Genomic DNA, 25,102 nt, shown 5'->3' with positions numbered 1-25,102 from the left:
AATCTATCGATATAGATCTTTCAAATCCACTGTGTTTCGGTCGAAAGGACGGCTTTTTTAAATTATCTATATTGGCAAAGATAAGCGGTTTGCACAGCCGCTTTTACTTTAAATGATGAATTTGCAGGAACCTCGAATTGGTTTCCTGCAGCAATATTTATCCATTCGGTGGCATCTGGTAATAGCGCCTGCAGTTGGCCCTCTATCACATGCATCACTTCTTTTTGGGCAGTACCGAAGGTATATTCTCCCGGATTGATCACACCAATGGTCGATTTTCCTTCGGTAGTTTCATAGCCTAACGATTTAACGTTGCCATTAAAATATTGGTTTTCAGTAATCATTGCAATTTATAAAGTTTTAGTCAAGATAGCTTTTTGTTTATCAGCCTGGTAAATCTTTTTATAAAAATCTACGTATTCGCCATATTTTTCTGGCGGATACTTCTTATTGTTCATGGTTTGCGTGCGGCTGTAAACGATCATATTATCCTTAATACTAAATTTCGCATTGTACGATCCAAATTCAGAGTTGATCGTGATGTCTTTCGGAATAAATTCTACCTGGTATCCTTTTGGTAAGATGTAATTAATTTCGTCATCATCATGATAACTGAATGGAACCGCGAAGTATGTTTTTCTTCCTTCTACTTTAAGCGGAACGCTTTCGCGGCGGTTAATCTGGTTAACCAACAAAAACAACTTATCTCCACCTTTGGTTAATAAGGGGTTGGTTTTAAAGTTAATTTCTTCAGTAAGTACCGGAACCGTTTTATCTGGCTGCATATACTTGTAGCTAATAAGTTCTGCTACCGGAATAGAACTGTTTTCAATTATTTTTTTGCGGAGATCAACAGGTTCCATCAATGTCATCGAAAAATTTTCTTCAAACTGTGCATTACCATAGGTAGCCTTAATTTCAGAGGTAGCTGTACCGTCTTCTGCCAGCGTAATTTTGGTTTTTCGGTTCTGATAATTTTCTTTGGCATGGTAAGCCGGGGTATGCACAATCTTTCCTCCATCCTCGGTCACCATCAGTACATTCCTGTCAGAGTTGCCATAGCCGATAAATCCCATGGGTTTAAATTGACTGGTGCATTCTAAAAATGTCGTGTCTTTTTCAAGTGGAACGCATAAAATCATATGGTTTGCCTGCCCCATGCTGGAGTAATTCAGATTTAAACTAGGCATATCGTTTCCAATCACAATTAAATTGGAGGCGATTCCTGCTTCGTTTAACAAAGCCTTCATATAATTGGAAAGCGCTTTACAATCGCCGTAATTTACCTGCGCAACCTTTTCGGCTAAAATTGGTCTGAATCCACCGATTCCTAATTGCACACTAACATAACGGGTATTTTGCTGCAGGTGGTTGTATAAAATTTTGATCTTTTCTTTTGGCGTTTTGGCATCTTTGATCAGGTTCTGCACCATCAATCTGGTTGCTTCGGGAAGTTTATTTCCTCCCTGATTTAAATTGAAAATCCATGAACCAAAATTTTTCCAGTTATCAAAATTTCCCGTTGAGCCATCGAATTCAAACTCATTAGGGGAAGCTTTAACCCATGAAGAAACATTATCAAGGCCTGTACTCAGCGGCTCCTCAGTAACTGCAGCAACATTGGTACTTTTCCATCTGTACTGTAATTTTTCGCCGTTAATTACCGAGTCTGTCGGTAAATTTGAGCTGGTAATGTACTTCATCTTGTAATTTTTTGCCTTTTGAATCGTGTAGGCAGATTTTTCAACCGATATGCCAAAACCTTTAAGGTCGCGCCATGACGGAAAAGAAAGCAATCCGTTATAGTCCTGACTGAAGCTATATTCTATAGTATAAGGATAGGTTATACTGACAAATTTTAAAAGCTTAAGCCTGTTGTCTTCGAAAATCGAAAAGTTCGAAATCAGGCTTTGGTCTTTAATGTCTGAACTTCTATAGTCTTTTACTTTTTTTCCTGCAGCATCGTAAAGCGCAGCCTTAATGTTATATATGTTGCTGAATTTATCGTAAACTTCAGCCATTTCACCATATGGTTCACCGGCTTTATTCAAAATGGTTATGGCTACTTTATAATCCATTCTTGCCGCGCCCAGTCCTTTAACATCGAAAAAGGATTCTTCGTTTCTTACTACGGCTACAGCGTCATGTTTCAGGCTTTCAGAAATTTTCGCCACATCGTAATCCGTCTGCGCAAATGTGGTATTAATAGACGCAACAGCGAATAGCAAACTAAAATAATACTTCATTATACTTTCTTTTTAAATACGATTTGTTCGGCCTGCTTTTCAACCACCGCTTTAAATAATGCTTGTAGATCGAAATATTCTTCTGATGTGTAAAGCGATTTATTCAGGCTAATGGCACTTTTTACCATCAGGGTTTTACCTTCTATTACATAGTTAATGGCAAAGGTACCCTTGTCTTCCTGAAGTTTATAAATGCCTCCTTTAGGAAGTTTATCTATTTCATAATCATCAGGGAATTTTACCGTAATGCGGTAGTTTTCTTTAAATGGATAGGCAAAATCAACTGGAAATTTGCGTTGCTCCAGCTTAAATAAATTCTCTTTTGTTCTTTCAAACAGCAGGGGGGTAAAATACACCAGATTGCCAGCTTCTTCAACGTTATCTTCGATCACAACGTCCATGCTTTCGGTTAATAATTCATCCGGATTATCCAGATTATCGATCTTATATGCCGATATTTCGAGCCCGGTTTTATCTTTTTTGAAGTCTTTAATAAACTCAGCCTCGTTATTTGTTTTTCTATATCTATTTCGAAGACTTAGTGCTGCATAACCTTTTGAATATTGGCTGATCTGTCCGATTAACTTATGGTCTTTGTCTAAAACCATACTGTATACAAATATTTTTTCGCTAGAAACACTTGGCTCGGTGGAAAGCCAGTTGCCTGATGTATTTTTTAAATCGATATAAAATCCCTGGTGACTCAAATTTTCGTAGTCTAACATCCCAGCGGGCAGATCCTTGTCTGTCGCATCCAGAAAATACAGGCTATTCTGTATCTGCGTAACCGCTATTACGTTATTGAATGCCGATACCAATGGATAACCCGGATGTTCGCCGTTTTCTCTTGTACTGAGGAGGACAGGGAAGGCCTCAATCCTGGCTTCTTTTAATAAACTTAACAGGGCAAGGTTGATATCTGCAGATGAGCCTGTTTTCTTTTCGAAAATACTTTTTGGGTTGGTTTCGCTGGCATATTTTGAGTATTGCTTATCCCATTTTAAATTATTTTTAACATAATTCAGAATGAGTTTAACTGCGGTAAGGGTATCTTTTTCACCTTTCAGGATACCCGGCAGTACTGATTTGGCATAACCGTTTTTGTTAATAAAGCCACCAAAATTTTCATCTTCAGCTAAGCCTTTAATGATTTTTGGCCAGGAGCCGTTAAAATCCTGATACATTTGACCCGGAAATTGGGTGCCACGAAGTTCAAACTCTATTTTGGGTGTATAATCATCCATTGTGGTTACATATGGTTCCTCTTTTAGGGCCGGTACATTTGCAGCACAATATTTATCGTAAGCGGCATTCGAAGTTAAACCCGGGATATAGGAGGTGTTTATGGTTTCATGCACCGGATGATCGATTTGGTAGTATCCGCTCACATTGTTTTTGTATACAAAGTATTCTGGTATTCTAACATTGTACTCAGACCACAGTGTAGGAACAGTGGATTGGAATTTCCATCCGCGTAAAGTAAATGTGAAGTCGGATTTGATTTTATACTTGAACTCAATAATCGATCCTTCCTTGACATTGGGCAACGCAAATTTTTTGATTATATAGTTTTTGTTGAATGCCTCGGTAAACTTGGCATCTTTATTTAGTTTGCTGGTCATTATTTTGCCGTCAACCATATTATAGGTCGCAGCATCCATAAAACTGAGGTCTTCTTTTGCAGAATTACTGCTTTTATAAAGTTCAACATTGAAGTTAGCCAGATCATAGCCGTTTTTATTTAAAATTTTATAACGGATGTGTCGTTCAAAAACATAAATAAAACCGCCGTTATTGCTATATTCGAAATAGCAATCGCCAACATCAAACAGCTTTATTGCGGAGGCTGAAGAGTCCTGCCCCGAAGCTTTTACTTCGAATTCTGCCGGTGCAATTTTACCAAACCTGAATTCTCTTTTTACGGGTGGATTGTTTTGGGCATAAAGGGTACTCACTCCAAAGCATAGCATTAGAGTCAGAAATCTGAGAGCATTTTTCTGCATGTATAAAATTAGTTTTTTGGTTTGTGCAATTATATCATAATTATCCGAATTATTTAAAATTTTTTCGGTGCCAATCAGACTAAATCAGCCGCATCATTCTCGCTAATCTGATTGATGGTAATTGTCAGAAGAACTCAATATTTAAGCATTTTTAACTTTACGCTTTAATTTCCGTTCGATTTTCGTATCTTTGCCTGGCAAATAATAAATCCTAATTTATTTGCTATGCAACTCGATTCCACAAAGTTTATTGCCACAGGTTTAACGTATGATGATGTACTATTAGTACCCGCATACTCTGAAATTCTGCCCCGTGAAGTAAATACAACCACTTTTCTAACAAAAAAAATTAAACTTAATGTTCCATTGATTTCTGCTGCGATGGATACCGTAACCGAAGCTGAACTGGCGATTGCCATTGCGCAGAATGGCGGGATAGGCATGTTACACAAAAACATGACGATCGATAGACAGGCTGCCGAAGTACGCAAGGTTAAGCGTTCGGAAAGCGGTATGATCAAAGATCCCGTAACTTTATTGGAAACAGCTGTGGTTGCTGATGCCTTCAAGATCATGAAGGAGCATAAAATAGGTGGTATTCCGGTGGTAAGTAGCGATAATAAACTGGTTGGCATTATCACAAACAGGGACTTACGTTTCCAAAAGGATATGAAGCGGCCAATTTCTGAAGTAATGACCAAAGAAAATTTAATCATTGCTCCGGAAGGAACTACCTTGGTTCAGGCAGAGGAAATTCTTCAGAACCATAAAATTGAGAAACTGCCAGTTGTGAGCAAAGATGGTTACTTAAGCGGGTTAATTACCTTTAAAGATATTTCAAAAGTTAAAAATTACCCGGTAGCCTGTAAAGATGAGCATGGCCGTTTGAGAGTAGGCGCTGCGGTAGGAGTAACTGCTGATACTTTACAACGGGTTGATGCTTTGGTGCATGCTGGTGTTGATGTCATTACGATCGATACAGCTCATGGCCATACCAAAGGGGTTGTAGATAAATTAAAAGAAGTTAAAGCAAAGTATCCTGACTTACAGGTGATCGTCGGCAATATTGCTACAGGTGCAGCTGCCAAGTTTTTAGCAGATGCCGGTGCAGATGCCGTTAAGGTTGGTATTGGTCCCGGTTCTATCTGTACCACCAGGATCATTGCCGGAGTTGGTGTTCCTCAATTATATGCTGTTTACGAATGTGCCAAAGCGCTAAAAGGTACAGGGGTACCTGTTATTGCAGATGGTGGAATTAAACATACAGGAGATATTGCAAAAGCAATTGCTTCAGGTGCAAGCACCGTGATGGCAGGTTCTTTATTTGCAGGAGTAGAAGAATCGCCAGGTGAAACCATTATTTACGAAGGACGTAAATTTAAATCATATCGTGGAATGGGTTCGATTGAAGCGATGGAGCAAGGTTCTAAAGACCGTTATTTCCAGGATGTGGAAGATGACATTAAAAAACTGGTTCCTGAGGGTATTGTTGGTCGCGTGCCGTTTAAAGGTACCCTTGCTGAAGTAATGTACCAATATATTGGTGGTTTAAGGGCAAGTATGGGCTATTGTGGAGCAGCCAATATTGAAGCCTTACAGGAAGCGCAGTTTGTACAGATTACCGCTGCAGGCATGCGCGAAAGTCACCCGCATGATATCACCATTACCAAAGAAGCACCAAATTATACTAGATAAGGTTTGGGGTATGGGGATTAGGGTATAAGGTCAATAAATACTCAAATATTTTAAGAATAAAATAACGGGGCATCGGTTTACGATCGCCCCGTTTTTTTTTGTTGCTAATCGTCATCCTGATCCGATAGGTAGCTATCGGATTTATTTCAGGATCTTTCATGATAAACCTATAGATCTATTTTATAAAATCACGAAATAAAATTTGGCAGTTGATATTTTTTAATATATTTGCCTACTAAATCTATAGATTTTATATAATAATATGAAAATCAATCAAAAAACGTGTTCGCATAGCTGTTGTAGCCTTCCGGAATTAGTAGTCACACATTCGCAAGTACCTCATTAATCAATAATGCTTAAACCAACCATTCACACCATTATGAACAAAACTTTACTTTTTTTATTTTCATTTTTAATCTCCGCGGGATTTGCTTTTGCCCAAAGTCCGGTTACAGGAATTATTAAAACAACCAACGGTACTACTATCGCCAACGCAACGATAAAGGTAAGGGGAACCAACCAGGCTGTGGTAGCCGATGAAAACGGCGCTTTTAGCATCAATGTAAAACAGGAAACACCTTTCTACCTTCAGGTCAGCGCTGTAGGCTATAAACCACAGGATTTTCAGATACTAAAAGTTGACAATACGCCAATAGAATTGGTTTTGGTGGAAAATGCATTGCTTGATGAAATTGTGGTAACTTCCAGAAGGCGTTCGGAGGTTTTACAGGATGTACCGATCCCAATTACTGTTATTGGTGGACGTTCAGCCGAAAATGCAGGTGCTTTTAACGTAAACCGTTTAAAGGAATTGGTCCCTTCGGTACAGTTGTACGCCTCGAATGCGAGGAACACTACCTTAAACATCAGGGGGTTAGGTTCTACCTTTGGTTTAACCAATGATGGTATCGATCCTGGTGTAGGTTTTTATGTAGACGGCGTTTATCATGCCCGCCCGGCCGCTACTTCTACCGATTTTCTTGATATTGATCAGATCGAAATTTTACGTGGTCCTCAAGGTACCTTATTTGGCAAAAATACCACGGCTGGTGCTTTTAACATCACCACGAGCAAACCCACTTTAACGCCGAGCGCAAAAATAGAATTGAGTGTCGGGAATTATAATTTTATTCAGGCCAAAACATCAGTTTCTGGTGCACTGGCAAAAGATGTTGCTGCAAAAATTTCAATTTCGGGTACGCAACGTGATGGTACCATCTGGAATACCAGGGAAGAACGCAGGTATAGCGGACAGAACAACCTCGGACTGAAAAGTCAGTTATATTATACCCCTTCCGAAAAATTGCAGGTGTTGTTAAGTGGCGATGTAAGCATTCAGCATCCGGCTGGTTACCCATTGGTAATTGCCGGCGTTACCACAACCGAAAGAAGTGCGTACCGCCAATATGCCAGAATTATTTCTGATTTAGGCTATCAACAACCTAAAATAGATCCTTTTTCAAGAGAAATCAATACCAATACGCCTTGGAGACATAACCAATCCATCGGCGGGATCTCGTTAAATGTTGATTATAAAATTGGGAATGGAACACTTACTTCAACTACGGCCTGGCGATTCTGGAACTGGGATCCCACCAACGACAGGGATTTTTCTGAGGTGGCAGCATTGACCAAATCGCAGGGCAATTCACGCCACGATCAATACTCTCAGGAAGTCAGGTACGCAGGCAATATTACCGAGAAATTAAGTGGGGTAGTGGGCGTTTATTTTTTGGGTCAGAATTTAAAAGGTTTGGCACAAACAGAAGAAGTAGGTAAAGATCAATGGCGTTTTGTACAAACCAGCAATACCGGTAGTCAGGCTTTATACTCCACACCGGGTTTATTGGACGGTTTTGGTATTAAAACCAACTCTGTTATTAAATCGTTAAGTGCGGCAGTTTTTGCGCAGGTTGACTGGGAAGTTTTAAAAAACCTGCATGTATTGCCAGGTTTAAGGTATACCTATGATAAAAAAGATGTTGATTATGATCGGGTAACGTATGGCGGTTTACAAACCACTGATGCGACATTATTAGTACTCAAAGCAGCCGTATATGCCAATCAGCAGTTCTCTACTAAGGTAGATAACAACAATTTATCTGGTAACTTCACCGTTTCTTATCGCCCAAGCCATAACTTAAATGTTTACGGAACTTTTTCTACCGCTTACAAACCGGTGGGTGTTAATGTAGGCGGTTTGCCAACTACCTCAACGGGAGCAGCAGATTTATCTGTAGCTGTTGTTAAACCTGAGTACGTTCAGCATTATGAGCTCGGTGCGAAAACGAAGCCGCTCAAAGGTGCCGTTGTCAATATCAGTTTATTTAATACGGACATTAAAGATTATCAGACCAATGTGCAATCGCCACAGCTGGGCGTAAACAGAGGTTATTTATCAAATGCCGAAAAGGTGAGGGTAAAAGGCCTGGAAATAGACGGTACTTATCAACTGGAACGTTTTTTAACTTTAAATGCTGCCCTGGCCTATCTTGATGGTAAATACGTAAGATTTACCAATGCACCGCTACCATTAGAAGAAACCGGACATACCGAGGTGATCAACGGCTTGGCTACCCAGGTTGCCTTTAAAGATGCTTCCGGCGGTAGGTTGCCTGGTATCTCTAAATGGAATATTTCAGGCGGTTCAGAGCTGAGTACACCTGGTAATCTGTCCACCAGAGCGGGACGCTATTTCATCGCAGGTGATGCGAGTTACCGTTCAGAATATTCTTCAAATCCTACCCCATCAAGCGTACTGGTTGTTAAAGGTTACGCTCTATTTAATGCCAGGCTGGGCTTCAAATCCGATAAGTTTTCGTTGTTTGTTTGGAGCAGAAACATCGCCAATAAAAATTATTATGAGCAGTTACAGGCTGCAGCAGGAAACTCCGGTTTATACGCCGGTGTATTGGGCGATCCGAGAACTTACGGTGGAACAATCCGTTATGCATTCTAATTAATTTTTTCTCTCTTATATTTGGTTAGCAGGGAGTGGTGTAATGCCACTCCTTTTTTATTGGAATAAATAACTGCTTAACTATTTGAGTGCTCAATGTGGTTTGAAAAGCGATGGCAGTATTTCATGTTAAAGTCGGTCCTGCTTTCCGTTTCGAGTTCTCGCTGCTGTAAGGGTTTTCTCTCCAAACAGCTTTATTTAGCAAAACCAATGGTCTTTAAAAAAAATCTGATAGCAACTTAATATTTTACATGCTGCTAAAAGTTGTGCAGAATAAAAATTTATGGAAAGCAGATAAAATCTTAACTTCGGTAAATTTTTTAATGAATGAATAAGCTTAATTCCGTTTGTGTGTACTGCGGCTCAAACTTTAATGGGGATGCAACTTTGCGTGATGCAATAAAGCAGTTGGCAGAAACACTGGTAAAACAACAGATCAGATTGGTTTATGGAGGAGGAAGTGTTGGTGTAATGGGACTAATAGCCAATGATGTGCTGGAATTGGGCGGCCTGGTTACAGGGGTAATTCCTCAATTTTTAATGGATAAGGAAGTTGGACACCAGGGTTTGACAGAAATGCTGGTTACCGAAAATATGCATCAGCGAAAACAGAAGATGGCTGATTTGAGCGATGGTTTTATAATATTACCTGGCGGATTTGGTACATTGGAGGAGTTTTTTGAAGTATTAACCTGGTTACAGCTCGGTCTGCACCATAAACCGATCGGTGTATTGAATGTGGATGGTTTTTACGATCCCTTGTTTGCCCAAATGGATATAATGGTGAAAAGTAAATTTCTGAAGCCAGCCAATCGGGATTTAGTATTTAATGAAGCCGAAGCCGAAACTTTAATTCATAAAATGGATGATTTTTCAGCTATTCCAGATGAGGTCTGGTTCAGGGAAAGAAATTTGAGTTAGGAGAAGTATCGAGAAGAAGTATCAATTAGGGAGCATCAAGTAAGACTAAGAAATTATCAATCTGCCATACGCAAAACGCCTGGCGCCAAACATACATAATAAATGCAAATTATCACTTCGCACGCAGAATTTGAACAATACCTGGGCAAAGAATTAGGAGTTTCTTCGTGGCATACCATTACGCAAGATCAAATTAACAAGTTTGCCGATGCCACATTAGATCATCAGTGGATTCATGTTGATGAGGAAAGAGCACAAAATGAAGGCCCTTTTAAGGCAACTATAGCGCACGGTTATTTAACGCTGTCGTTAATCCCGTATCTATGGAAAGAAATTGTTGATATCCAGAACTTAAAAATGGAGATCAATTATGGGATAGAAAGTTTAAGGTTTGCACAGGCCGTAACCGTAAACAGTAAGGTAAGATTAAAAGCTAAACTGGCTTCAATTATCAATCTCCGTGGTGTAACCAAAGTTAATATGGCTATCGAAATGGAAATTGAAGACCAGAAAAAACCTGCATTTAGCGGAGAGGTCGTTTTCTTATATCATTTTATAAGCTAATTATTGATTGCGGGGCGTATTGTTTATATTTAATGGTAAATTAAGAAACAGATTCGCTTATGATCCAAAGCAAGAAATCCCTGGGCTACATTTTTATTAGCCTGATTATCCTGTCCTGTCAAACCAATAAAGAGCAGCAATTGGCAGCTGATTCCTATTTACCGATGCAGATTGGTAATTTATGGTACATGAATGCGCAATCCTATACCGAAATTCAGGATAGCGTTCGGATTAATAACAAGCTTTTTTATAAGTTCTATTCTTTGGTAGGAGGCGATGCAGTCAGCACCGTCTACTTAAGGATAGATGAGCATAACAGATTGATCGAGGGCTATCCCGATAGTCCTTTGAAAACATACACCAGAGCAGATTTTTCTGCTAGCAAAGGCGACAAATTTTTCACTACCGGCGAAAAAGATGAAAACGATAATGAAGTAACGGTGGTTCAAAAATCAGATCATGAAATCACTTTCTCGTTTGATCCGATTTATCATCCGAATTTAAAAGGCCACCCCACACAGGTAAAATATATAAAAGGTAAAGGCTGGGCCGAACAATACCAGAAAATCAAGATTAATGGTGTGGTTTATCAAGAATAAACAAGACAATTCACCACAGAGCACACGGAGTTTTACACAAAGTGGTCCGAGCCATAATAGCTTTTTTATTCTTAGGGTCTTTTCTAGTAATCTCTGTGATTAAAACTTAGCGTTTCAAAATATACATATATACCCTTTTGCTCTTTGTGCTCTCTTTGTTAAAACACTTAATACACTTTGCGGTTAAAAAAGCCAGGGAAGTATGGAAAACACGGAGATGCTAAACTCAACTTTTTGACCTCTGTGCTTTTTCTCTTTGATCTCTGTGTTTAAAACACTTCACGTATTCTTTGCAGTTAAACCAGGTGCTAGACCAGAAACCATTTTGGTCAATACCATTTTTCTAAAATTAAATTTAAATTGCCTCCATGAATATCGAATTCAATAAAAATGAGGATGTAAATAAGCAGTTGGTGTACGAACTGAAAACCAGACTTAAAAAAGTATACCAGGGCGGTGGCGAAAAAAATGCTGCAAAACAAAAAGAAAAGGGTAAGCTGCTGGCGCGTGAGCGGATTGCCTATTTAATTGATAAAGATTCTGATTTTTTAGAAGTCGGAGCCTTTACTGCTGATGGTATGTACGCCGAGCAGGGGGGATGCCCTTCGGCTGGCGTGGTGTGTGGCATTGGTTATGTGAGTGGCCGGCAATGTATGATTGTGGCTAATGATGCGACCGTAAAAGCAGGTGCCTGGTTCCCGATGACAGCCAAGAAGAACCTGCGTGCACAAGAAATTGCCATGGAAAACCGCTTGCCGGTAATTTATTTGGTTGACAGTGCTGGTGTTTACCTGCCCATGCAAGATGAAATTTTTCCCGATAAAGAGCATTTCGGCAGGATGTTCCGCAACAATGCCATCATGTCTTCGGAAGGTATTGTACAGATTTCGGCCATTATGGGGGCTTGTGTTGCAGGAGGTGCCTATTTACCCATTATGAGCGATGAAGCCATGATTGTAGATAAAACTGGCTCGGTATTTTTAGCGGGATCTTATCTCGTTAAATCGGCCATAGGCGAGGAAGTAGATAACGAAACGTTAGGCGGTGCAACTACACATTGCGAAATTTCAGGTGTTACCGATTACAAACATCCTAATGATCAGGCCTGTTTAGATAGCATTAAAAACATCATGAGTATGCTGGGTGCTCCTCAAATTGCTGGTTTCGATCGTATTACCTCAGTTAAACCAAAAGAAAAAGAAGAGGAATTGTACGGCATTTTCCCCGAAAACCGAGATAAACCTTACGAAATGATGGATATTATTAACCGCTTGGTTGATGGATCCGAATTCGAAGAATATAAGAAAGGCTACGGACAAAGTATTGTTTGTGGTTTAGGCCGTATTGATGGCTGGGCCGTAGGTATTGTGGCCAATCAGCGTAAAGTGGTGAAATCGAAAAAAGGGGAGATGCAGTTCGGCGGGGTAATCTATTCGGATAGTGCCGATAAGGCAAGCCGTTTTATCATGAATTGTAATCAGAAAAAAATCCCTTTGGTTTTTCTGCAGGATGTGACTGGTTTTATGGTAGGCAGTCGCTCTGAACATGGCGGTATCATTAAAGACGGGGCCAAAATGGTTAATGCTGTTGCCAATTCGGTAGTGCCTAAATTTACAATCGTGTTGGGCAATTCTTATGGTGCCGGTAACTATGCCATGTGTGGTAAAGCCTATGATCCGCGTTTAATTTACGCATGGCCTACCGCAAAAATTGCCGTGATGGGAGGCTCACAGGCCGCTAAAACCCTTTTGCAAATTCAGGAAGCATCTTTAAAAGCTAAAGGCGAAGTAATTACGCCAGAAAAACAAGCTGAGCTGTTGAAAGAGATAACCGATAAATATGATAGCCAGACTACGCCTTACTATGCTGCTTCGCGACTTTGGGTTGACGGCATTATCGATCCACTTGAAACCAGAAAGGTCATTTCGATGGGCATTGAAGCAGCCAATCAATCACCGATTACCAAAAAATTTAGTGTTGGGGTAATTCAGACTTAAACTGCGATAACTGCTTTGAAGATGATAGCAGTAAGAAGAATCACTGCTACAAGTATGATTAGAATTTTATTAGTATCTTTGTACACACCATTTTAATGAAGAATATTAAAAATGAATTACAAAATATCATTATTGGAGATGGATCAATTGGCTCAACAAGCCAACTCAAAAAAGTGCAAAATTTCCTTAGAAGAAATGAGAAAACAGGCCTCAGATCTAAAGAACAAAAGCATTTCAAAAGTGAAGAAAAAGTCAATCTGATTAACTTTGCCATAAAAGAAGATCTATTTTATTCGGCCGAAATTTCTGAAGATAAATTTATTAGCGCCGGAGCAGAGCAAAGAGTCTATTATTATGATGATTTTCATGTAATTAAAATTAATGATTCAATATTTTATGAATCTTGGTTTGATTACTTTAATAGTTTGCTTATTCACAATTATTTTTTTAAATCTTCCGCTTACGAATTATTGGGTTTTAAAGTTATTAACGAAATACTCTATGCCGTAATTAAGCAAGAATTTATTAAATCAACAGAAGTTGCTGATTTGAATGTAGTCAAACAATTTTTATCTTATAATTTATTCGAGAATAACCGAAATCATGACTATGTAAACCGCAGTTTGGGTATTCTTTTAGAAGATTTACATGATGAAAACGTATTGTCAAAAGATGGAATTTTATATTTTATTGATACTATATTTTATTTAACTCCAGAATTTTTTGCTGAAAGCAATTAGTCTAACAACAGCACGTGGAATTATTTAAATGTTTAGATCTTATTTAACAACTTGGTATTTGGTTTGAAGCCGTTGGCTTTGCCTATCGAACAACATGTTAATAAGTAAACTATGTTGACAATGTTCGCTTGTTAACAATTATTTAAAGCATTAAATTTGCGCTACGATTAATGAATTTCAAACATATTATATAATGTCACAAGAAAACGAACACGTTCAGTGTTTAATTATAGGTTCAGGTCCTGCAGGTTATACTGCTGCAATTTATGCTGCCAGAGCTGATTTAAAACCAATCATGTATACTGGTATGCAAGCTGGCGGACAGCTTACTCAAACTACAGATGTAGAAAATTTCCCTGGCTACCCGCAAGGAATTATGGGGCCCGAAATGATGGAAGATTTCCGTAAGCAAGCCGAACGTTTCGGAACCGATATCCGTTTCGGTTATGTAAGCTCGGTAGATTTCTCTTCAACCCCTCATAAAGTGGTAGTTGACGAAATTAAAACCATTACTGCTGATACTGTAATTATTGCAACAGGTGCTACCGCAAAATGGTTGGGTTTACCGAGCGAGCAACAATACAATGGCTTCGGTGTTTCTGCCTGTGCCGTTTGCGATGGTTTCTTCTTCAAAGGTCAGGATGTAGCCATTGTAGGTGCCGGTGATACCGCTGCAGAAGAAGCAACTTACTTAGCCAAACTTTGTAAAACCGTGCATTTGCTGGTTCGCCGCGATGAATTCAGGGCGTCAAAAGCAATGGTTAGCCGCGTGTTAGCTACTCCTAACATTATTGTACACTACAATACCGAAACGCAAGAAATTTTGGGTAACGGTAAAAATGTAACAGCAGTAAAAGTAATCAATAACAAAACAGGTGTTGAATCTGATATTGCTGTTGAAGGTTTCTTCGTGGCTATTGGCCATAAACCGAACACAGATATTTTTAAAGGACAACTTGATATGGATGAAACCGGTTATTTGACCACTAAACCAGGTTCTACTTTAACCAATATCGAAGGTGTTTTTGCTTGTGGTGATGTGCAGGACATGTATTACAGACAAGCAGTAACCGCTGCAGGTTCTGGTTGTATGGCTGCACTTGATGCCGAAAGGTATTTGGCTGCTAAAGAGCATCCCGTAGAAGCTTAAGCATAATTTTAAAATATTTTAATAAAGAGAAATCAGCAATGGCTTCTCTTTTTTTATAATGGCTGCCTCAAAATAGTTCAGCTGGCCATATTACCTAAATCTAAGATAAAATCGTCATCTAGACTGGAACGCAGTGAAATGGAAAGATCTATCGGTAAAGTTATCTTTTTTAATGTTTTTGGAAAGCAATTGCAGTAGTGCTTTTTAAAGTTCGTCCTGCTTTTTATTACAACTCCGCACTCGTACCTCGTTTGCGTGTTTCCATTACATCCGATAGCGATCGGATCAGGTTTAAGTACTAAGGTTCCTGCTGCTATTCATGTTTAATAGCGAGGTTTTTAATCAGTTCTCCTACGTTTGACAAAAAAGTAGTCATTATCTACGAAAATTCAGCGAAATGAAGAGATCTGTCCCTTGGCAATATCACTACATAAATTTGGCTTTGCTAAGCAATCCAGGTTTCCGGCTTTCTTAAAATCCATATAACAACTTCTTCATGCTAAGAATTTATGTTCTTTTGCAGTGCAGTCAAACGGTTGATCTGGATTGTAACAAGAATGTGGGATTTGTAATTTCTCCATAATCTCTATCTTGGTTCAAATAATTAGTTTAAGCTATAAATCAATACAAAAAATGAACAAAGCATTATCGGTTTTTATTGGAGTATTAATCAGTACAGGTGCATTTGCGCAGCGCGATCCTAATATGGGCATTATACCTGCACCGGTAACCATTACGAGGGCAAGTGGAAGTTTTGAATTGGATAAAACCACAGTTTTAGTCAATCAAAGCATTGATGGAGCAAAGATGGCTGATTTATTAAATGCTTTTGTGGTAAACAAGGCAGGCTTCGCCCTGCGCGAAACTAAAATTACCCAACCTAACCAAAAGGCCATTATTTTAACATCTGTAGGTGCGGATCAATTGCCAGCTGAAGGGTATACCATTAAAGTTACCCCGAAACAGATTGTTTTAACCGGAAAAGGTGCGGGGTTGTTTTATGCCGTTCAATCGGCTATGCAGATGATGCCAGATAAAGCTGCCGATAAAATTACCATTCCCGCGGTTAGTATCAATGACTATCCACGTTTTGCCTATCGTGGAACAATGCTCGACGTAAGTCGTCATTTTTTTCCGGTTTCTTTTATCAAAAAGTATATTGATCAGCTGGCTTATTATAAAATCAATACTTTTCACTGGCATTTAACTGATGATCAGGGCTGGAGATTGGAAATAAAAAAATACCCTAAACTCACCGAAATCGGTTCATCGCGTAATGGTACCATCATAGGCAATTATCCGGGTAATGGAAATTACCTGACGCCGGTTAAAGGTTTCTACACACAGGAAGAAGCCAAAGAAATTGTTAAATACGCTGCTGCTAAATACATCACCGTAATCCCAGAAATTGAATTGCCCGGTCACGCATCTGCCGCTATTGCTTCATACCCGGAATTGAGCTGTTTCCCTGATCGCGATACTTTTATCAGCGATAAAACGCCTTGGGCAGGTAGTCGAAAAGGCAAGCAAGTACAGCAAACCTGGGGTGTTTTTGATGATATTTTCGTCCCATCGGCCAATACTTTTACCATGCTGAATAACATCCTTGATGAAGTAATCGATATTTTTCCTTCAAAATATATCCATATCGGTGGCGATGAAGCGCCAAAAACCTATTGGAAAGAATCGCCGTTTTGCCAGGCTTTAATGAAAGAAAAAGGCTTGAAGGACGAGCATGAATTACAAAGCTATTTTATCCAGACAATAGAGAAACATGTAAATGGCAGAGGCCGTTCTATTATTGGCTGGGATGAGATTTTAGAAGGTGGTTTGGCACCAAATGCTACAGTAATGAGCTGGAGGGGTGAAGACGGCGGTATTGCTGCGGCACAACAAAATCATGATGTAATCATGACACCTGGTTCAATGGGCTTATATATCGATCACAAACAATCTAATTCTCCTGATGAGCCGGTTACCATTGGTGGTTTTGCGCCGTACCAAAAAATATATGCTTATGATCCGATTCCAAAAGTGCTTACTGCCGATCAGCGAAAATATATTAAAGGCGTACAGGCCAATATGTGGACAGAGTATATTAAAACTACTGCAAAAGCTGAAAATCATGCTTTCCCACGCCTATTGGCTTTAGCAGAAATTGCGTGGTCGCCGCTTGAGCGCAAAGATTTAAAAAACTTTAGCGAAGAGCGCTTACCGGTGCATTTGGCCCGCCTGGATAAAATGGGGATCAACTTTTGGGTACCAACTCAAATTGGCCTAAGTGATCAACCTTTAACGGGCGGTGAATTTACCATTGATTTAAAAGCACCGGTTTTAGGAAGCAAGATTTATTATTCAATTGATCTATCGCGCCCTTCGGAAAACGCTTTTTTATACAACGGTCCTGTAAAAATTACGGTTCCGAAAGGCGAGAAGAGGGTTTTAAAAACCATTGTTATTGCCCCAAGCGGTAGAAGAAGTGTAACTACCGAAACGGTTTTAAATAACGGTGCCCCTGAAGTTAAAGCAGAGGCGAAGAAATAAAAATAAATTGCTTTGATAGGCTAAAATCCTTAATTTGGGACAACCAAAATATCCCAAACTAAAATGAAATTACAGAAATATACATTACAGCATCTCCTGTGCATTACGGGGATGCTGTTTTGTTTAGCATGCAGCGAAGAGAAGCCTAAAGAAATCAGAACTGAAACCGTAAAAGTGCAAAATCCTTTTCGTTTTTATAAGGATATTGAAGTAAAACCCGGATTAAATTTTGAAATCTTAAGCTGGGGTAAAGGTGTCGATTCTATTGGCGGTTACCAGATGTTAATGTCTGATTCGATCCATAATCATTACCGGTCGGCAGCTGTTGATCGCAAAGGTATTATTACCGACGCCTGGAATATGGATTTGGATAATGATGGAAATCCGGAATTATATATACAGCTGTTGAGTAAAAAAACAGTTTCCGATCTCAATGTATTTGAATATGCGGGCGGCGATTTTAATAAAATCAGTTTTCCTTCGTTAAACGCAAATCAAAAGAAAGGTTATAGAGGTGATGATAAATTTTTTATCAAAAATGGCGACCTTTTTCGTTCGTTTCCTGTAAAGGATAGCGGAGATAGTACTAAAACCATCACCAAAACTTACCAGTACAGGTTAAGCGGTAACAGTTTTTCGACGAGCGAGGTGAAGTAAGGGTATCGATGTATCCGTCATTTCGAGCGAAGTGCAGCGTAGTTGAGAAATCTTCCTTGACTTAGATCTCTCCACTCCGCTATGCTAAGGAGATGACACATCATGCACTATATCCTCTTGAAGAATAATTTATTGTATAAAATCAATGTGATTGACAGATAAATTTTAAGTAGATAGTGTCCCTCTAGAGATCGTCATTCCAACTTGATTGGGAATCTTAATGCAAGTGTTTTTAAGATTCCCGCATGCGCGAGATCGGATAGCTATCGGATGACGAACACTATAATAATTGTCATGCTGAACTTGTTTCAGCATCTATTATATCATCGGATCCTGAACTGAATTCAGGATGACGGATTTTAATAAAAAATGAACAACGAAAAATTTTCCATTATCAATCGACTTAAAAGTTTTAAATATGCTTTTCAGGGCTTAAAACTCTTTTTTGTTAATGATCATAATGGGAGGATTCATCTTTTTGCAGCAGTTATTGCTATAGGCCTTTCTTTTTACCTTAAACTTTCTGCTTTAGAATGGATCTCCATTTTGGGGGGTATCTCGGCCGTTATTGTTGCCGAAATTTTAAATGCTGCCATTGAAAAGCTTGCTGATGTGGTTTCGCCGGGTTTTCATCCTAAAATTAAAATCGTAAAAGACCTGGCCGCTGCTGCGGTTTTGGTTGCTGCATGTTTAGCTTTAGTCGTTGGGGCCATTATATTTATCCCGAAATTATTATTTCTGCAGCGCTAATGTAGCCGTTCTCGATTCCTCCATTTTATCCTCAATAATCCGGTCCCAGCGGGCCTGCATTTTGTGGTTGCTGCCATGTTCGGTTTCCTCATCGTAATTACGTTGCATGGTGTCGAAATAACTGCTGATCTGGTTGGCCAGTTCGGCTATCTGGGCTTTGTAGTTGCTAACGGAATAATTCCGGTTTTTTAGCACCCTTTCAGCTTCAGAGAGCAAAATGTATTGAATATTTACATGTCCCTGTTCGTGGTGCAATAAGCTTGCCCTTACTTCAGGATCTTTAATCTTATCCCACTTTACCCAGGAACGGTTTTTATCAATCCGCACTTCATTTTTAAGCTTAATCACTACACGATTTCGATATAGAGTACTGTTGTAACTATATTCCCAGGTCATTGCCGTTAAGGCAATAAACGGCGAACGTTCATCAGCTTTGCCTTTAAAATAAGTTTCCCAGTTCAGTTGTACGGGCTGGGTAAAATCCTGTTTAAAAGCAAAAGAGAGAGACAGCAACAGCAATAATAATATCGGAATGATCAGTTTTTTCAATGCCATAATTTTTTCAACGGTATCGTAGCCTGATTTTTAATTGCCATTCAGGCCGGTCAAATCATCAGGATTTGTGTGTCAAATTTTACTACGAAAAAACCGTGCCTAAAATTATTCGGGAGTAGAAATCTGGCCGCTAATCCGCTCGAATTTTTCGATTAGCAAGGCAATCCGCTCTTTTTCTCTTTTTATTACAGCTTTGCGTAAAATGGTTGAGCAGAAAATAATCCACAATGCTGTTAAACCAATGGCAACCACCCTCTGTATGGTGCTAAAGTATGCCAGTATTTCTACAAAATAAAATATTAAACCCAAGGAAAGGGCTATAGCATAAAACCAGTAAAGTGAGTTGTATAGTTTGTAACGATTTAACTGATAGGTTTTTAAGGTGTTTAAAAATTCATTCGGATGGGCGGTGAAATCATTTTTGGCAATTAAACGGTAGTCCCGGTAAAGGATTAAGGTATACACACCAATGGCAATAATGGTAATGCTGATCCCTACGTGCGTGGTCCACGATTCGAAATGGAAAAATATCCATAGGGCAGCAATGGCGATGAAAGACAGCAGCATACCCCCAATATTTAAGGCCGATTTCAGCTTTAATCCATTTACTTCTTTCTTCGCTTGTTGCAACATTTCGTCAGCAGAAACCTTAACTTCTACCTCGTGTTTTTGCCACAACTCCTGTATTTGATCAAACGCTTGCATACTGGCTATATAATTCTGTTAATTTTTGTTTAATACGATGAATTTTTACCCTTAAGTTGCCTTCACTAATACCTGAAATGTCGGCAATTTCGTGATATGGCAGTTCATCCAGTACCATGGTGATAATTAAACGGTCATTCTCCTCAAGTTTAGAAATACATTTATAAAGCAAGGCTACCTGTTCGTTTTTCTCCGAAAATTCTTCAACCTTATTTTCGATAATGTTATCCGTTAACTCATCTTTTGCCTGTCTCTTTTCCGATCTCAGGTAAGTTAAACAGGTATTTACCGCGATACGATAAATCCACGTTGAAATCAAAGATTTATTGCGGAATTTATCGAGATTTTGCCAGACCTTTAAAAAAGTTTCCTGTAGAAGATCATTTGCGGCGTCGGTATCGCCGGTATAACCATAACATAAATGGAATATTTTTTTGGAATTCGAATCGAAGATCTGCTTGAATAACTTGTCTTTTTGTTCCATTTAGGGGCTGTCGTTGCGTTTTAGATGTTGATACACATTTTTTGTTACACAGGAATTCCAAAATAATATATTTTTGAGCCTCCAGATATCAAAATTGGTTACAAGCCGTAAATATCGTAGTTTTACCGAATTAAGTTGCCACAAACTTTTTTATTCATGAAGAAAAACAGACTCACGCTTTTTATTTTTATAGCGCTGATTGCAGGAATTGCATTGGGGTATTTTTTAAACGTAAATGCTATTAATGTTTACAACCAGAACATCCTGAATGCTGACGCCAGGGTTAAAAGCATAGAAGTTAATATTGCAAAATCAACTGATACCACGAGCGTGGTTTATACCCAGCTTAAAGCAGATAAAAAGGCTGCCGCTAAGATCAAAAAAGAAAACGAGACCATCAGGGAGAAAAAACTGGAGTTTTTCACCCTGTTAAGTGATATTTTTCTACGCCTGATTAAAATGATTGTTGCCCCGTTAGTATTTACTACACTGGTTGTTGGAGTAGCAAAAGTAGGCGATATCAAAGCTGTTGGCCGTATAGGAGGTAAAACATTGGGTTGGTTTTTAACCATGTCGTTAATGTCGCTTGTGTTAGGGATGATCCTGGTAAATTTGTTTGAACCTGGTAAGCACATGAAGTTATCATTGCCCGATCATCTGGTTGATACCGGGATCCAGAAGGCAGCCATGAGTGTTAAGGATTTTATAGCGCATGTATTTCCGAAAAGTATTGCCGAATCAATGGCTACCAATGAGATTTTACAGATTGTAGTATTCTCTTTGTTTTTTGGGGTGGCTACAGCAGCTATTGGTGATATGGGACAGATTGTAATCAAAGCGTTTGATGCCATTGCGCACGTGATCCTGAAGATGACAGGCTATGTAATGAACTTTGCCCCGCTTGCCGTATTTGGAGCCATGACGGCTATTATTGCCAAACAGGGTTTAAGTGTGCTGAATACTTATGCCATTTTTATTGGCGAATTTTACTTTGGTTTAATCATTTTGTGGGGAGTATTGATTTTTCTGGGGTTCCTGATATTGAAAAAACGGATTTTCCGTTTGGTAAACGATATGAAAGAGCCTGCCCTTTTAGCTTTTAGTACGGCTAGCAGCGAAGCAGCCTATCCCAAAACAATGATGCTTTTGGAGCGTTTCGGCTGCAAGGATAAGATTGTAAGTTTCGTGCTGCCTTTGGGTTATTCATTCAATTTAGATGGATCGATGATGTATATGACCTTTGCTTCGTTATTTATAGCCCAGGCTTATGGCATTCATTTAAGTTTTGAACAACAAATTTCGATGCTTTTGATTTTGATGTTAACCAGTAAAGGAATTGCAGGCGTACCAAGAGCATCTCTGGTTGTAATCGCTGGTACCATTGCCAGTTTTAATATTCCTGAAGCAGGTTTGGCATTGTTAATCGGTATTGATCCGCTATTGGATATGGGGCGTTCGGCAACCAATGTGGTGGGGAACAGTATTGCAACGGCTGTAGTAAGTAAATGGGAAGGGGAGTTGAAGGAGTAGGTAGTCTGGAGTCCAGAGTCTTTTTAAGCTTTCAGTTATTTAATAATGCGCTAATTCAAAATTCAATCATTCAATTCAATAAAAAGTGTCAAGTAGAGGAAAAAAAATATTCTTAGCCATTACGATTATCGTTCCGATGATCATTTACTGTTACATTTATTATAAACCGATTATCCAGAATGCACCCTTCCGGAAAAAGGATTTTATATCAATGGAATACAAATGGGGCATTAAAGATAACTTAGAAAATCACTATAACTCAGCCACTGGCGAGTATCAGTATGTAACCGGGGCCGATTCGGTAATTAAGAAAAAAATCTTTTTAAAAAACGACGATATTCTTTACATGCACAGTAAAGCTAATGAAATCGGACTTTGGAATTTTCCGGATACCATAGGTAGGAAAAGTGAAAAATCCATGGCAGTGCCACGTTACGATATTTTGTTCAAATACAAGGAAAAAACAAAACATGTAGTGATTTACGGCGATTTTGATGGTAATCCCAAATTGTTGGATGCTGCCGTACAAATGCGAAAAGTTATAGATCAAACATTGTTACAGGCCGAAAAAAGAAGCGCTAAGTAATATTTAGTCGGGAGTCAGAAGTCCTGAGTCGGTAGTCGAAAATCGAAGAAGGCAATATTCAATTGTTATCATAAATAAAGACCTTGATCTAAGCAGATTAAGGTCTTTATTATTTAAGATGTTTTCGTATATTTACGATATATTCGTAAGTATGGAAAAATTAACATTGCAGGAAGAAGAAGCGATGCTGGCTGTTTGGCAGGTTGGAAAAGGCTTTATTAAAGATTTTATGGATGTGCTGCCCGAACCTAAACCACCATATACCACTTTGGCATCGACTATCAAAAATCTTGAACGTAAAGGATATCTGGTAAGCGAACGGTTTGCAAATGCGAACCGCTACAGTGCAAAGGTTAAGGAAATAGAGTATAAAAAGCGTTTTATGAGCGGTTTTGTTAATAATTATTTTCAAAGTTCGTACAAAGAGCTGGTTGCTTTTTTTGCTAAGGATAAAAAGATCAGTGCCGAAGAACTTAAAGAGATCATCAATTTAATTGAGCACCCTGAAAAGTAGAGGCTATGCCACATTTCTTTCTCATTTTGTTTAAGATTAACCTCGTGCTGATTTTGTTTTCGGCCACTTATTACCTGGTGTTGCGGAGGTTAACATTCTATTCTCTCAACAGGACATTTCTTTTGTTTGGGATTATTTTTTCTTCTGCTTATCCTTTTATTAACCTGACTGATTTTTTGGCCGGACATCAATCTGTGCCTGCCTTTGTTCCCGGGCTGAACCAACAGGTAAGCCAGCTGGTAAAACAGGATGCCGTTCCTCTATTGTGGCAGGTGCTTACGATATGCTTTTATGTTGGCCTGTTGCTTATGGCATTGCGGTTAACGGTGCAGTTTATTTCGCTGTACCGCATGCATCAAAATTCTTCGCCCGATAAGTTAAATCAGTATCAGGTAAGGATTTTAGCGGATGAGGTAAGTCCTTTTAGTTTCTGGCAAACCATTTATATCAATCCGGGACTTCATAAGGAGGAAGATATTCCCAATATATTGGCCCACGAGAAAGTCCATGTGGAGCAATGGCATACAGTTGATATTATTCTGGCCGAAATTTGCGTGGTTTTTTACTGGTTCAATCCCGGCGTTTGGCTGATGAAAAAGGCCGTGCGCGAAAACCTTGAGTTTATTACCGATGCCCGCATTCTAAAAAAAGGAATAGATAAAAAAGCTTATCAGTATAGTTTGCTGGATGTAGGTAACTTACAGGCTTCAGTTGCCATTGTGAATAATTTCAGCTTGTCTGATCTTAAAAAGAGGATCATGATGATGAATGCCAAACGGTCATCAAAATTAAATTTAACACGCTATATGCTTGCTTTACCGGTTTTGCTGTGCATTTCACTTGCCTTTACCATTGATAAAAAAGCGGTAGAGAAAAGTTTATCCCCTTTAACCAAAGCAGTAGTTAATGTGATACCGCGTCAGCAGCCTGAAGCTGTTGTGGAAGCCGGAATAACATCAAAAATTAATAAAAAAAGGCAGGTTATGTCGCGGGTGGTGCTTAAAACAGATACCGCTGCCAGATTTACCTTTGTTCTGAAACAGAATAGTAATGGTGTGGATTCCTTACAGCAAGATGTAGTGGCCGCGATTCAAAAAAAGGTTGACAATTTTAAATTCCATTTTAAAACAGACGGTAGCTCAAACAAACGAATTTTGGTCAAACAGTTCAACTTTACAGACTCAGTTCCAGTTAATGAAAGAATTGAACAGATTATGCTCGCTGAACAGGCAAAAGGTGGCTTTGGAAATGTTGCAGGTACCAAAGGAAAAAAAGTTACGGCCATTTTTATCATGAAATCTACTGTCAATACCAAAGAGAACAGCGAAGCATTAAAAGATAAACCTGGTGCAAAAGAATCTTCGGTCACCAGTATGGGTTATTACCTGAACGGAAATAAAGTGGGCAAAGAAGCGATTGATCAATTAAATCCCGATATGATTATGGATCTGAAAATGGATCAGAAAGGGCAGTTTATCCAGATTAATACGAAGCATTAGTCGATTTTTTTTCGCGGATCAAACGGATAAAGACAGTTCGTAAACAAAGATATGTGTTAATCATCTCAAATCAGCGGGAGATCATGCGCTGCAGCAAAAAAGCATTCGTAACAGTTATTTTCCCGCAGATCAAACGGATTTTGCAGATCAGGAAAGTTCTTACAACAATCTTTGTTAGTCATCCTAAATCAGCGGGAGATCATGCGCTGTAGCAAAAAAGCATTCGTAACAGTTATTTTTTCCGCAGATCAACGGGAGTTTGCAGATCAGGAAAATTCTTACAACAACAGTCTGTGCTAATCATCTCAAATCAGCGGGAGATCATGTGCTGCAGCAAAAAAGCTTTCGTAGCAGTTATTTTCTCGCAGATCAAAGGGAGTTTGCAGATCAGAAAAGTTATTACA

The 25,102-nt window shown here is 39.0% G+C and carries 21 protein-coding genes; 15 read left to right on the top strand and 6 right to left on the bottom strand.

Features of this window, described 5'->3' with window-relative positions:
• Positions 1 to 62 precede the first annotated feature (62 nt).
• From ppnP to BM107_RS22060, 3 genes are read right to left on the bottom strand one after another with little or no spacing between them, the layout of a single operon-like run.
• A complete protein-coding gene (ppnP, locus tag BM107_RS22070) occupies positions 63 to 344 on the bottom strand; it encodes a pyrimidine/purine nucleoside phosphorylase (RefSeq protein WP_090987393.1) in 282 nt (93 codons plus the stop codon).
• 6 nt (positions 345 to 350) lie between these two features.
• Entirely contained in the window at positions 351 to 2,246 is a 1,896-nt protein-coding gene (locus BM107_RS22065) for a DUF3857 domain-containing protein (RefSeq protein WP_244278884.1), read from the bottom strand.
• Positions 2,246 to 4,249, bottom strand: a complete 2,004-nt coding sequence (locus BM107_RS22060) for a DUF3857 domain-containing protein (protein WP_090987388.1) — start codon at positions 4,247 to 4,249, stop codon at positions 2,246 to 2,248. Before BM107_RS22060 ends, BM107_RS22065 begins: the two co-directional genes overlap by 1 nt.
• Before the next feature lie 225 nt (positions 4,250 to 4,474).
• On the opposite strand from BM107_RS22060, the gene guaB reads away from it, so the two are divergent.
• The 11 genes from guaB to BM107_RS22005 all read left to right on the top strand — a co-directional run bounded on the left by guaB (position 4,475) and on the right by BM107_RS22005 (position 18,825).
• Entirely contained in the window at positions 4,475 to 5,944 is a 1,470-nt protein-coding gene (gene guaB, locus BM107_RS22055; protein WP_090987386.1) for an IMP dehydrogenase, read from the top strand.
• A gap of 379 nt (positions 5,945 to 6,323) precedes the next feature.
• On the top strand, positions 6,324 to 8,903 hold the full coding sequence (locus tag BM107_RS22050; RefSeq protein ID WP_090987449.1) for a TonB-dependent receptor: 2,580 nt from the start codon (positions 6,324 to 6,326) through the stop codon (positions 8,901 to 8,903).
• A gap of 327 nt (positions 8,904 to 9,230) precedes the next feature.
• On the top strand, positions 9,231 to 9,824 hold the full coding sequence (locus BM107_RS22045; protein ID WP_090987384.1) for an LOG family protein: 594 nt from the start codon (positions 9,231 to 9,233) through the stop codon (positions 9,822 to 9,824).
• Positions 9,825 to 9,926: 102 nt separating this feature from the next.
• Positions 9,927 to 10,388 (top strand): MaoC family dehydratase, encoded by a 462-nt coding sequence (locus tag BM107_RS22040; RefSeq protein ID WP_090987382.1) that lies wholly within the window; start codon positions 9,927 to 9,929, stop codon positions 10,386 to 10,388.
• Between the two features lie 59 nt (positions 10,389 to 10,447).
• Positions 10,448 to 10,987 carry a hypothetical protein gene (locus BM107_RS22035; RefSeq protein WP_090987380.1) on the top strand — a complete coding sequence of 180 codons (540 nt, stop codon included), beginning with the start codon at positions 10,448 to 10,450 and terminating at the stop codon, positions 10,985 to 10,987.
• Positions 10,988 to 11,355: 368 nt separating this feature from the next.
• Complete coding sequence (locus BM107_RS22030) at positions 11,356 to 12,984, top strand: acyl-CoA carboxylase subunit beta (RefSeq protein WP_090987378.1); 1,629 nt, start codon at positions 11,356 to 11,358, stop codon at positions 12,982 to 12,984.
• A 95-nt stretch (positions 12,985 to 13,079) separates the two neighbouring features.
• Positions 13,080 to 13,724, top strand: a complete 645-nt coding sequence (locus BM107_RS22025; protein WP_208864443.1) for a putative polyvalent protein kinase domain-containing protein — start codon at positions 13,080 to 13,082, stop codon at positions 13,722 to 13,724.
• A 193-nt stretch (positions 13,725 to 13,917) separates the two neighbouring features.
• On the top strand, positions 13,918 to 14,874 hold the full coding sequence (gene trxB, locus BM107_RS22020) for a thioredoxin-disulfide reductase (protein WP_090987376.1): 957 nt from the start codon (positions 13,918 to 13,920) through the stop codon (positions 14,872 to 14,874).
• Positions 14,875 to 15,507: 633 nt separating this feature from the next.
• Positions 15,508 to 17,418: a beta-N-acetylhexosaminidase gene (locus BM107_RS22015; RefSeq protein WP_090987373.1), complete on the top strand. Its 1,911-nt coding sequence runs from the start codon at positions 15,508 to 15,510 to the stop codon at positions 17,416 to 17,418.
• Between the two features lie 63 nt (positions 17,419 to 17,481).
• The gene (locus BM107_RS22010; protein ID WP_090987371.1) at positions 17,482 to 18,075 is read left to right on the top strand and encodes a hypothetical protein; all 594 of its coding nucleotides are present in this window, start codon (positions 17,482 to 17,484) and stop codon (positions 18,073 to 18,075) included.
• A 369-nt stretch (positions 18,076 to 18,444) separates the two neighbouring features.
• Positions 18,445 to 18,825, top strand: a complete 381-nt coding sequence (locus tag BM107_RS22005) for a diacylglycerol kinase family protein (protein WP_090987369.1) — start codon at positions 18,445 to 18,447, stop codon at positions 18,823 to 18,825.
• On the opposite strand, the gene BM107_RS22000 is transcribed toward BM107_RS22005, so the two are convergent.
• From BM107_RS22000 to BM107_RS21990, 3 genes are all read right to left on the bottom strand, one after another.
• A complete protein-coding gene (locus BM107_RS22000; protein WP_090987367.1) occupies positions 18,808 to 19,380 on the bottom strand; it encodes a DUF922 domain-containing protein in 573 nt (190 codons plus the stop codon). The genes BM107_RS22005 and BM107_RS22000 overlap by 18 nt on opposite strands.
• Positions 19,381 to 19,485: 105 nt before the next feature.
• Positions 19,486 to 20,085: a hypothetical protein gene (locus tag BM107_RS21995; protein WP_090987365.1), complete on the bottom strand. Its 600-nt coding sequence runs from the start codon at positions 20,083 to 20,085 to the stop codon at positions 19,486 to 19,488.
• Entirely contained in the window at positions 20,072 to 20,569 is a 498-nt protein-coding gene (locus BM107_RS21990) for an RNA polymerase sigma factor (RefSeq protein ID WP_039476083.1), read from the bottom strand. Before BM107_RS21990 ends, BM107_RS21995 begins: the two co-directional genes overlap by 14 nt.
• 156 nt (positions 20,570 to 20,725) lie before the next feature.
• Here BM107_RS21990 and BM107_RS21985 point away from each other — a divergent pair, with 156 nt between their 5' ends.
• The 4 genes from BM107_RS21985 to BM107_RS21970 all read left to right on the top strand — a co-directional run bounded on the left by BM107_RS21985 (position 20,726) and on the right by BM107_RS21970 (position 24,698).
• Positions 20,726 to 22,099, top strand: coding sequence for a dicarboxylate/amino acid:cation symporter (locus BM107_RS21985; protein ID WP_090987361.1), 1,374 nt, complete (start codon positions 20,726 to 20,728; stop codon positions 22,097 to 22,099).
• 85 nt (positions 22,100 to 22,184) lie between these two features.
• Complete coding sequence (locus tag BM107_RS21980; RefSeq protein WP_090987359.1) at positions 22,185 to 22,685, top strand: hypothetical protein; 501 nt, start codon at positions 22,185 to 22,187, stop codon at positions 22,683 to 22,685.
• A 151-nt stretch (positions 22,686 to 22,836) separates the two neighbouring features.
• On the top strand, positions 22,837 to 23,199 hold the full coding sequence (locus BM107_RS21975) for a BlaI/MecI/CopY family transcriptional regulator (protein ID WP_090987357.1): 363 nt from the start codon (positions 22,837 to 22,839) through the stop codon (positions 23,197 to 23,199).
• A gap of 5 nt (positions 23,200 to 23,204) precedes the next feature.
• Entirely contained in the window at positions 23,205 to 24,698 is a 1,494-nt protein-coding gene (locus BM107_RS21970) for a M56 family metallopeptidase (RefSeq protein WP_090987355.1), read from the top strand.
• Positions 24,699 to 25,102 lie beyond the last annotated feature (404 nt).

Source organism: Pedobacter suwonensis (genome assembly GCF_900111825.1).
Classification (GTDB): domain Bacteria; phylum Bacteroidota; class Bacteroidia; order Sphingobacteriales; family Sphingobacteriaceae; genus Pedobacter; species Pedobacter suwonensis.
Note: the sequence above shows the minus strand (reverse complement) of the source record. Positions and strands in the feature narration are given on the sequence as shown.

What these genes read in the sequence shown, in the direction of transcription:
- ppnP (WP_090987393.1), bottom strand. Translation starts at nt 344, where the DNA reads ATGATTACTGAAAACCAATATTTTAATGGCAACGTTAAATCGTTAGGC.
- BM107_RS22065 (WP_244278884.1), bottom strand. Translation starts at nt 2,246, where the DNA reads ATGAAGTATTATTTTAGTTTGCTATTCGCTGTTGCGTCTATTAATACC.
- BM107_RS22060 (WP_090987388.1), bottom strand. Translation starts at nt 4,249, where the DNA reads ATGCAGAAAAATGCTCTCAGATTTCTGACTCTAATGCTATGCTTTGGA.
- guaB (WP_090987386.1), top strand. Translation starts at nt 4,475, where the DNA reads ATGCAACTCGATTCCACAAAGTTTATTGCCACAGGTTTAACGTATGAT.
- BM107_RS22050 (WP_090987449.1), top strand. Translation starts at nt 6,324, where the DNA reads ATGAACAAAACTTTACTTTTTTTATTTTCATTTTTAATCTCCGCGGGA.
- BM107_RS22045 (WP_090987384.1), top strand. Translation starts at nt 9,231, where the DNA reads ATGAATAAGCTTAATTCCGTTTGTGTGTACTGCGGCTCAAACTTTAAT.
- BM107_RS22040 (WP_090987382.1), top strand. Translation starts at nt 9,927, where the DNA reads ATGCAAATTATCACTTCGCACGCAGAATTTGAACAATACCTGGGCAAA.
- BM107_RS22035 (WP_090987380.1), top strand. Translation starts at nt 10,448, where the DNA reads ATGATCCAAAGCAAGAAATCCCTGGGCTACATTTTTATTAGCCTGATT.
- BM107_RS22030 (WP_090987378.1), top strand. Translation starts at nt 11,356, where the DNA reads ATGAATATCGAATTCAATAAAAATGAGGATGTAAATAAGCAGTTGGTG.
- BM107_RS22025 (WP_208864443.1), top strand. Translation starts at nt 13,080, where the DNA reads ATGAAGAATATTAAAAATGAATTACAAAATATCATTATTGGAGATGGA.
- trxB (WP_090987376.1), top strand. Translation starts at nt 13,918, where the DNA reads ATGTCACAAGAAAACGAACACGTTCAGTGTTTAATTATAGGTTCAGGT.
- BM107_RS22015 (WP_090987373.1), top strand. Translation starts at nt 15,508, where the DNA reads ATGAACAAAGCATTATCGGTTTTTATTGGAGTATTAATCAGTACAGGT.
- BM107_RS22010 (WP_090987371.1), top strand. Translation starts at nt 17,482, where the DNA reads ATGAAATTACAGAAATATACATTACAGCATCTCCTGTGCATTACGGGG.
- BM107_RS22005 (WP_090987369.1), top strand. Translation starts at nt 18,445, where the DNA reads ATGAACAACGAAAAATTTTCCATTATCAATCGACTTAAAAGTTTTAAA.
- BM107_RS22000 (WP_090987367.1), bottom strand. Translation starts at nt 19,380, where the DNA reads ATGGCATTGAAAAAACTGATCATTCCGATATTATTATTGCTGTTGCTG.
- BM107_RS21995 (WP_090987365.1), bottom strand. Translation starts at nt 20,085, where the DNA reads ATGCAAGCGTTTGATCAAATACAGGAGTTGTGGCAAAAACACGAGGTA.
- BM107_RS21990 (WP_039476083.1), bottom strand. Translation starts at nt 20,569, where the DNA reads ATGGAACAAAAAGACAAGTTATTCAAGCAGATCTTCGATTCGAATTCC.
- BM107_RS21985 (WP_090987361.1), top strand. Translation starts at nt 20,726, where the DNA reads ATGAAGAAAAACAGACTCACGCTTTTTATTTTTATAGCGCTGATTGCA.
- BM107_RS21975 (WP_090987357.1), top strand. Translation starts at nt 22,837, where the DNA reads ATGGAAAAATTAACATTGCAGGAAGAAGAAGCGATGCTGGCTGTTTGG.
- BM107_RS21970 (WP_090987355.1), top strand. Translation starts at nt 23,205, where the DNA reads ATGCCACATTTCTTTCTCATTTTGTTTAAGATTAACCTCGTGCTGATT.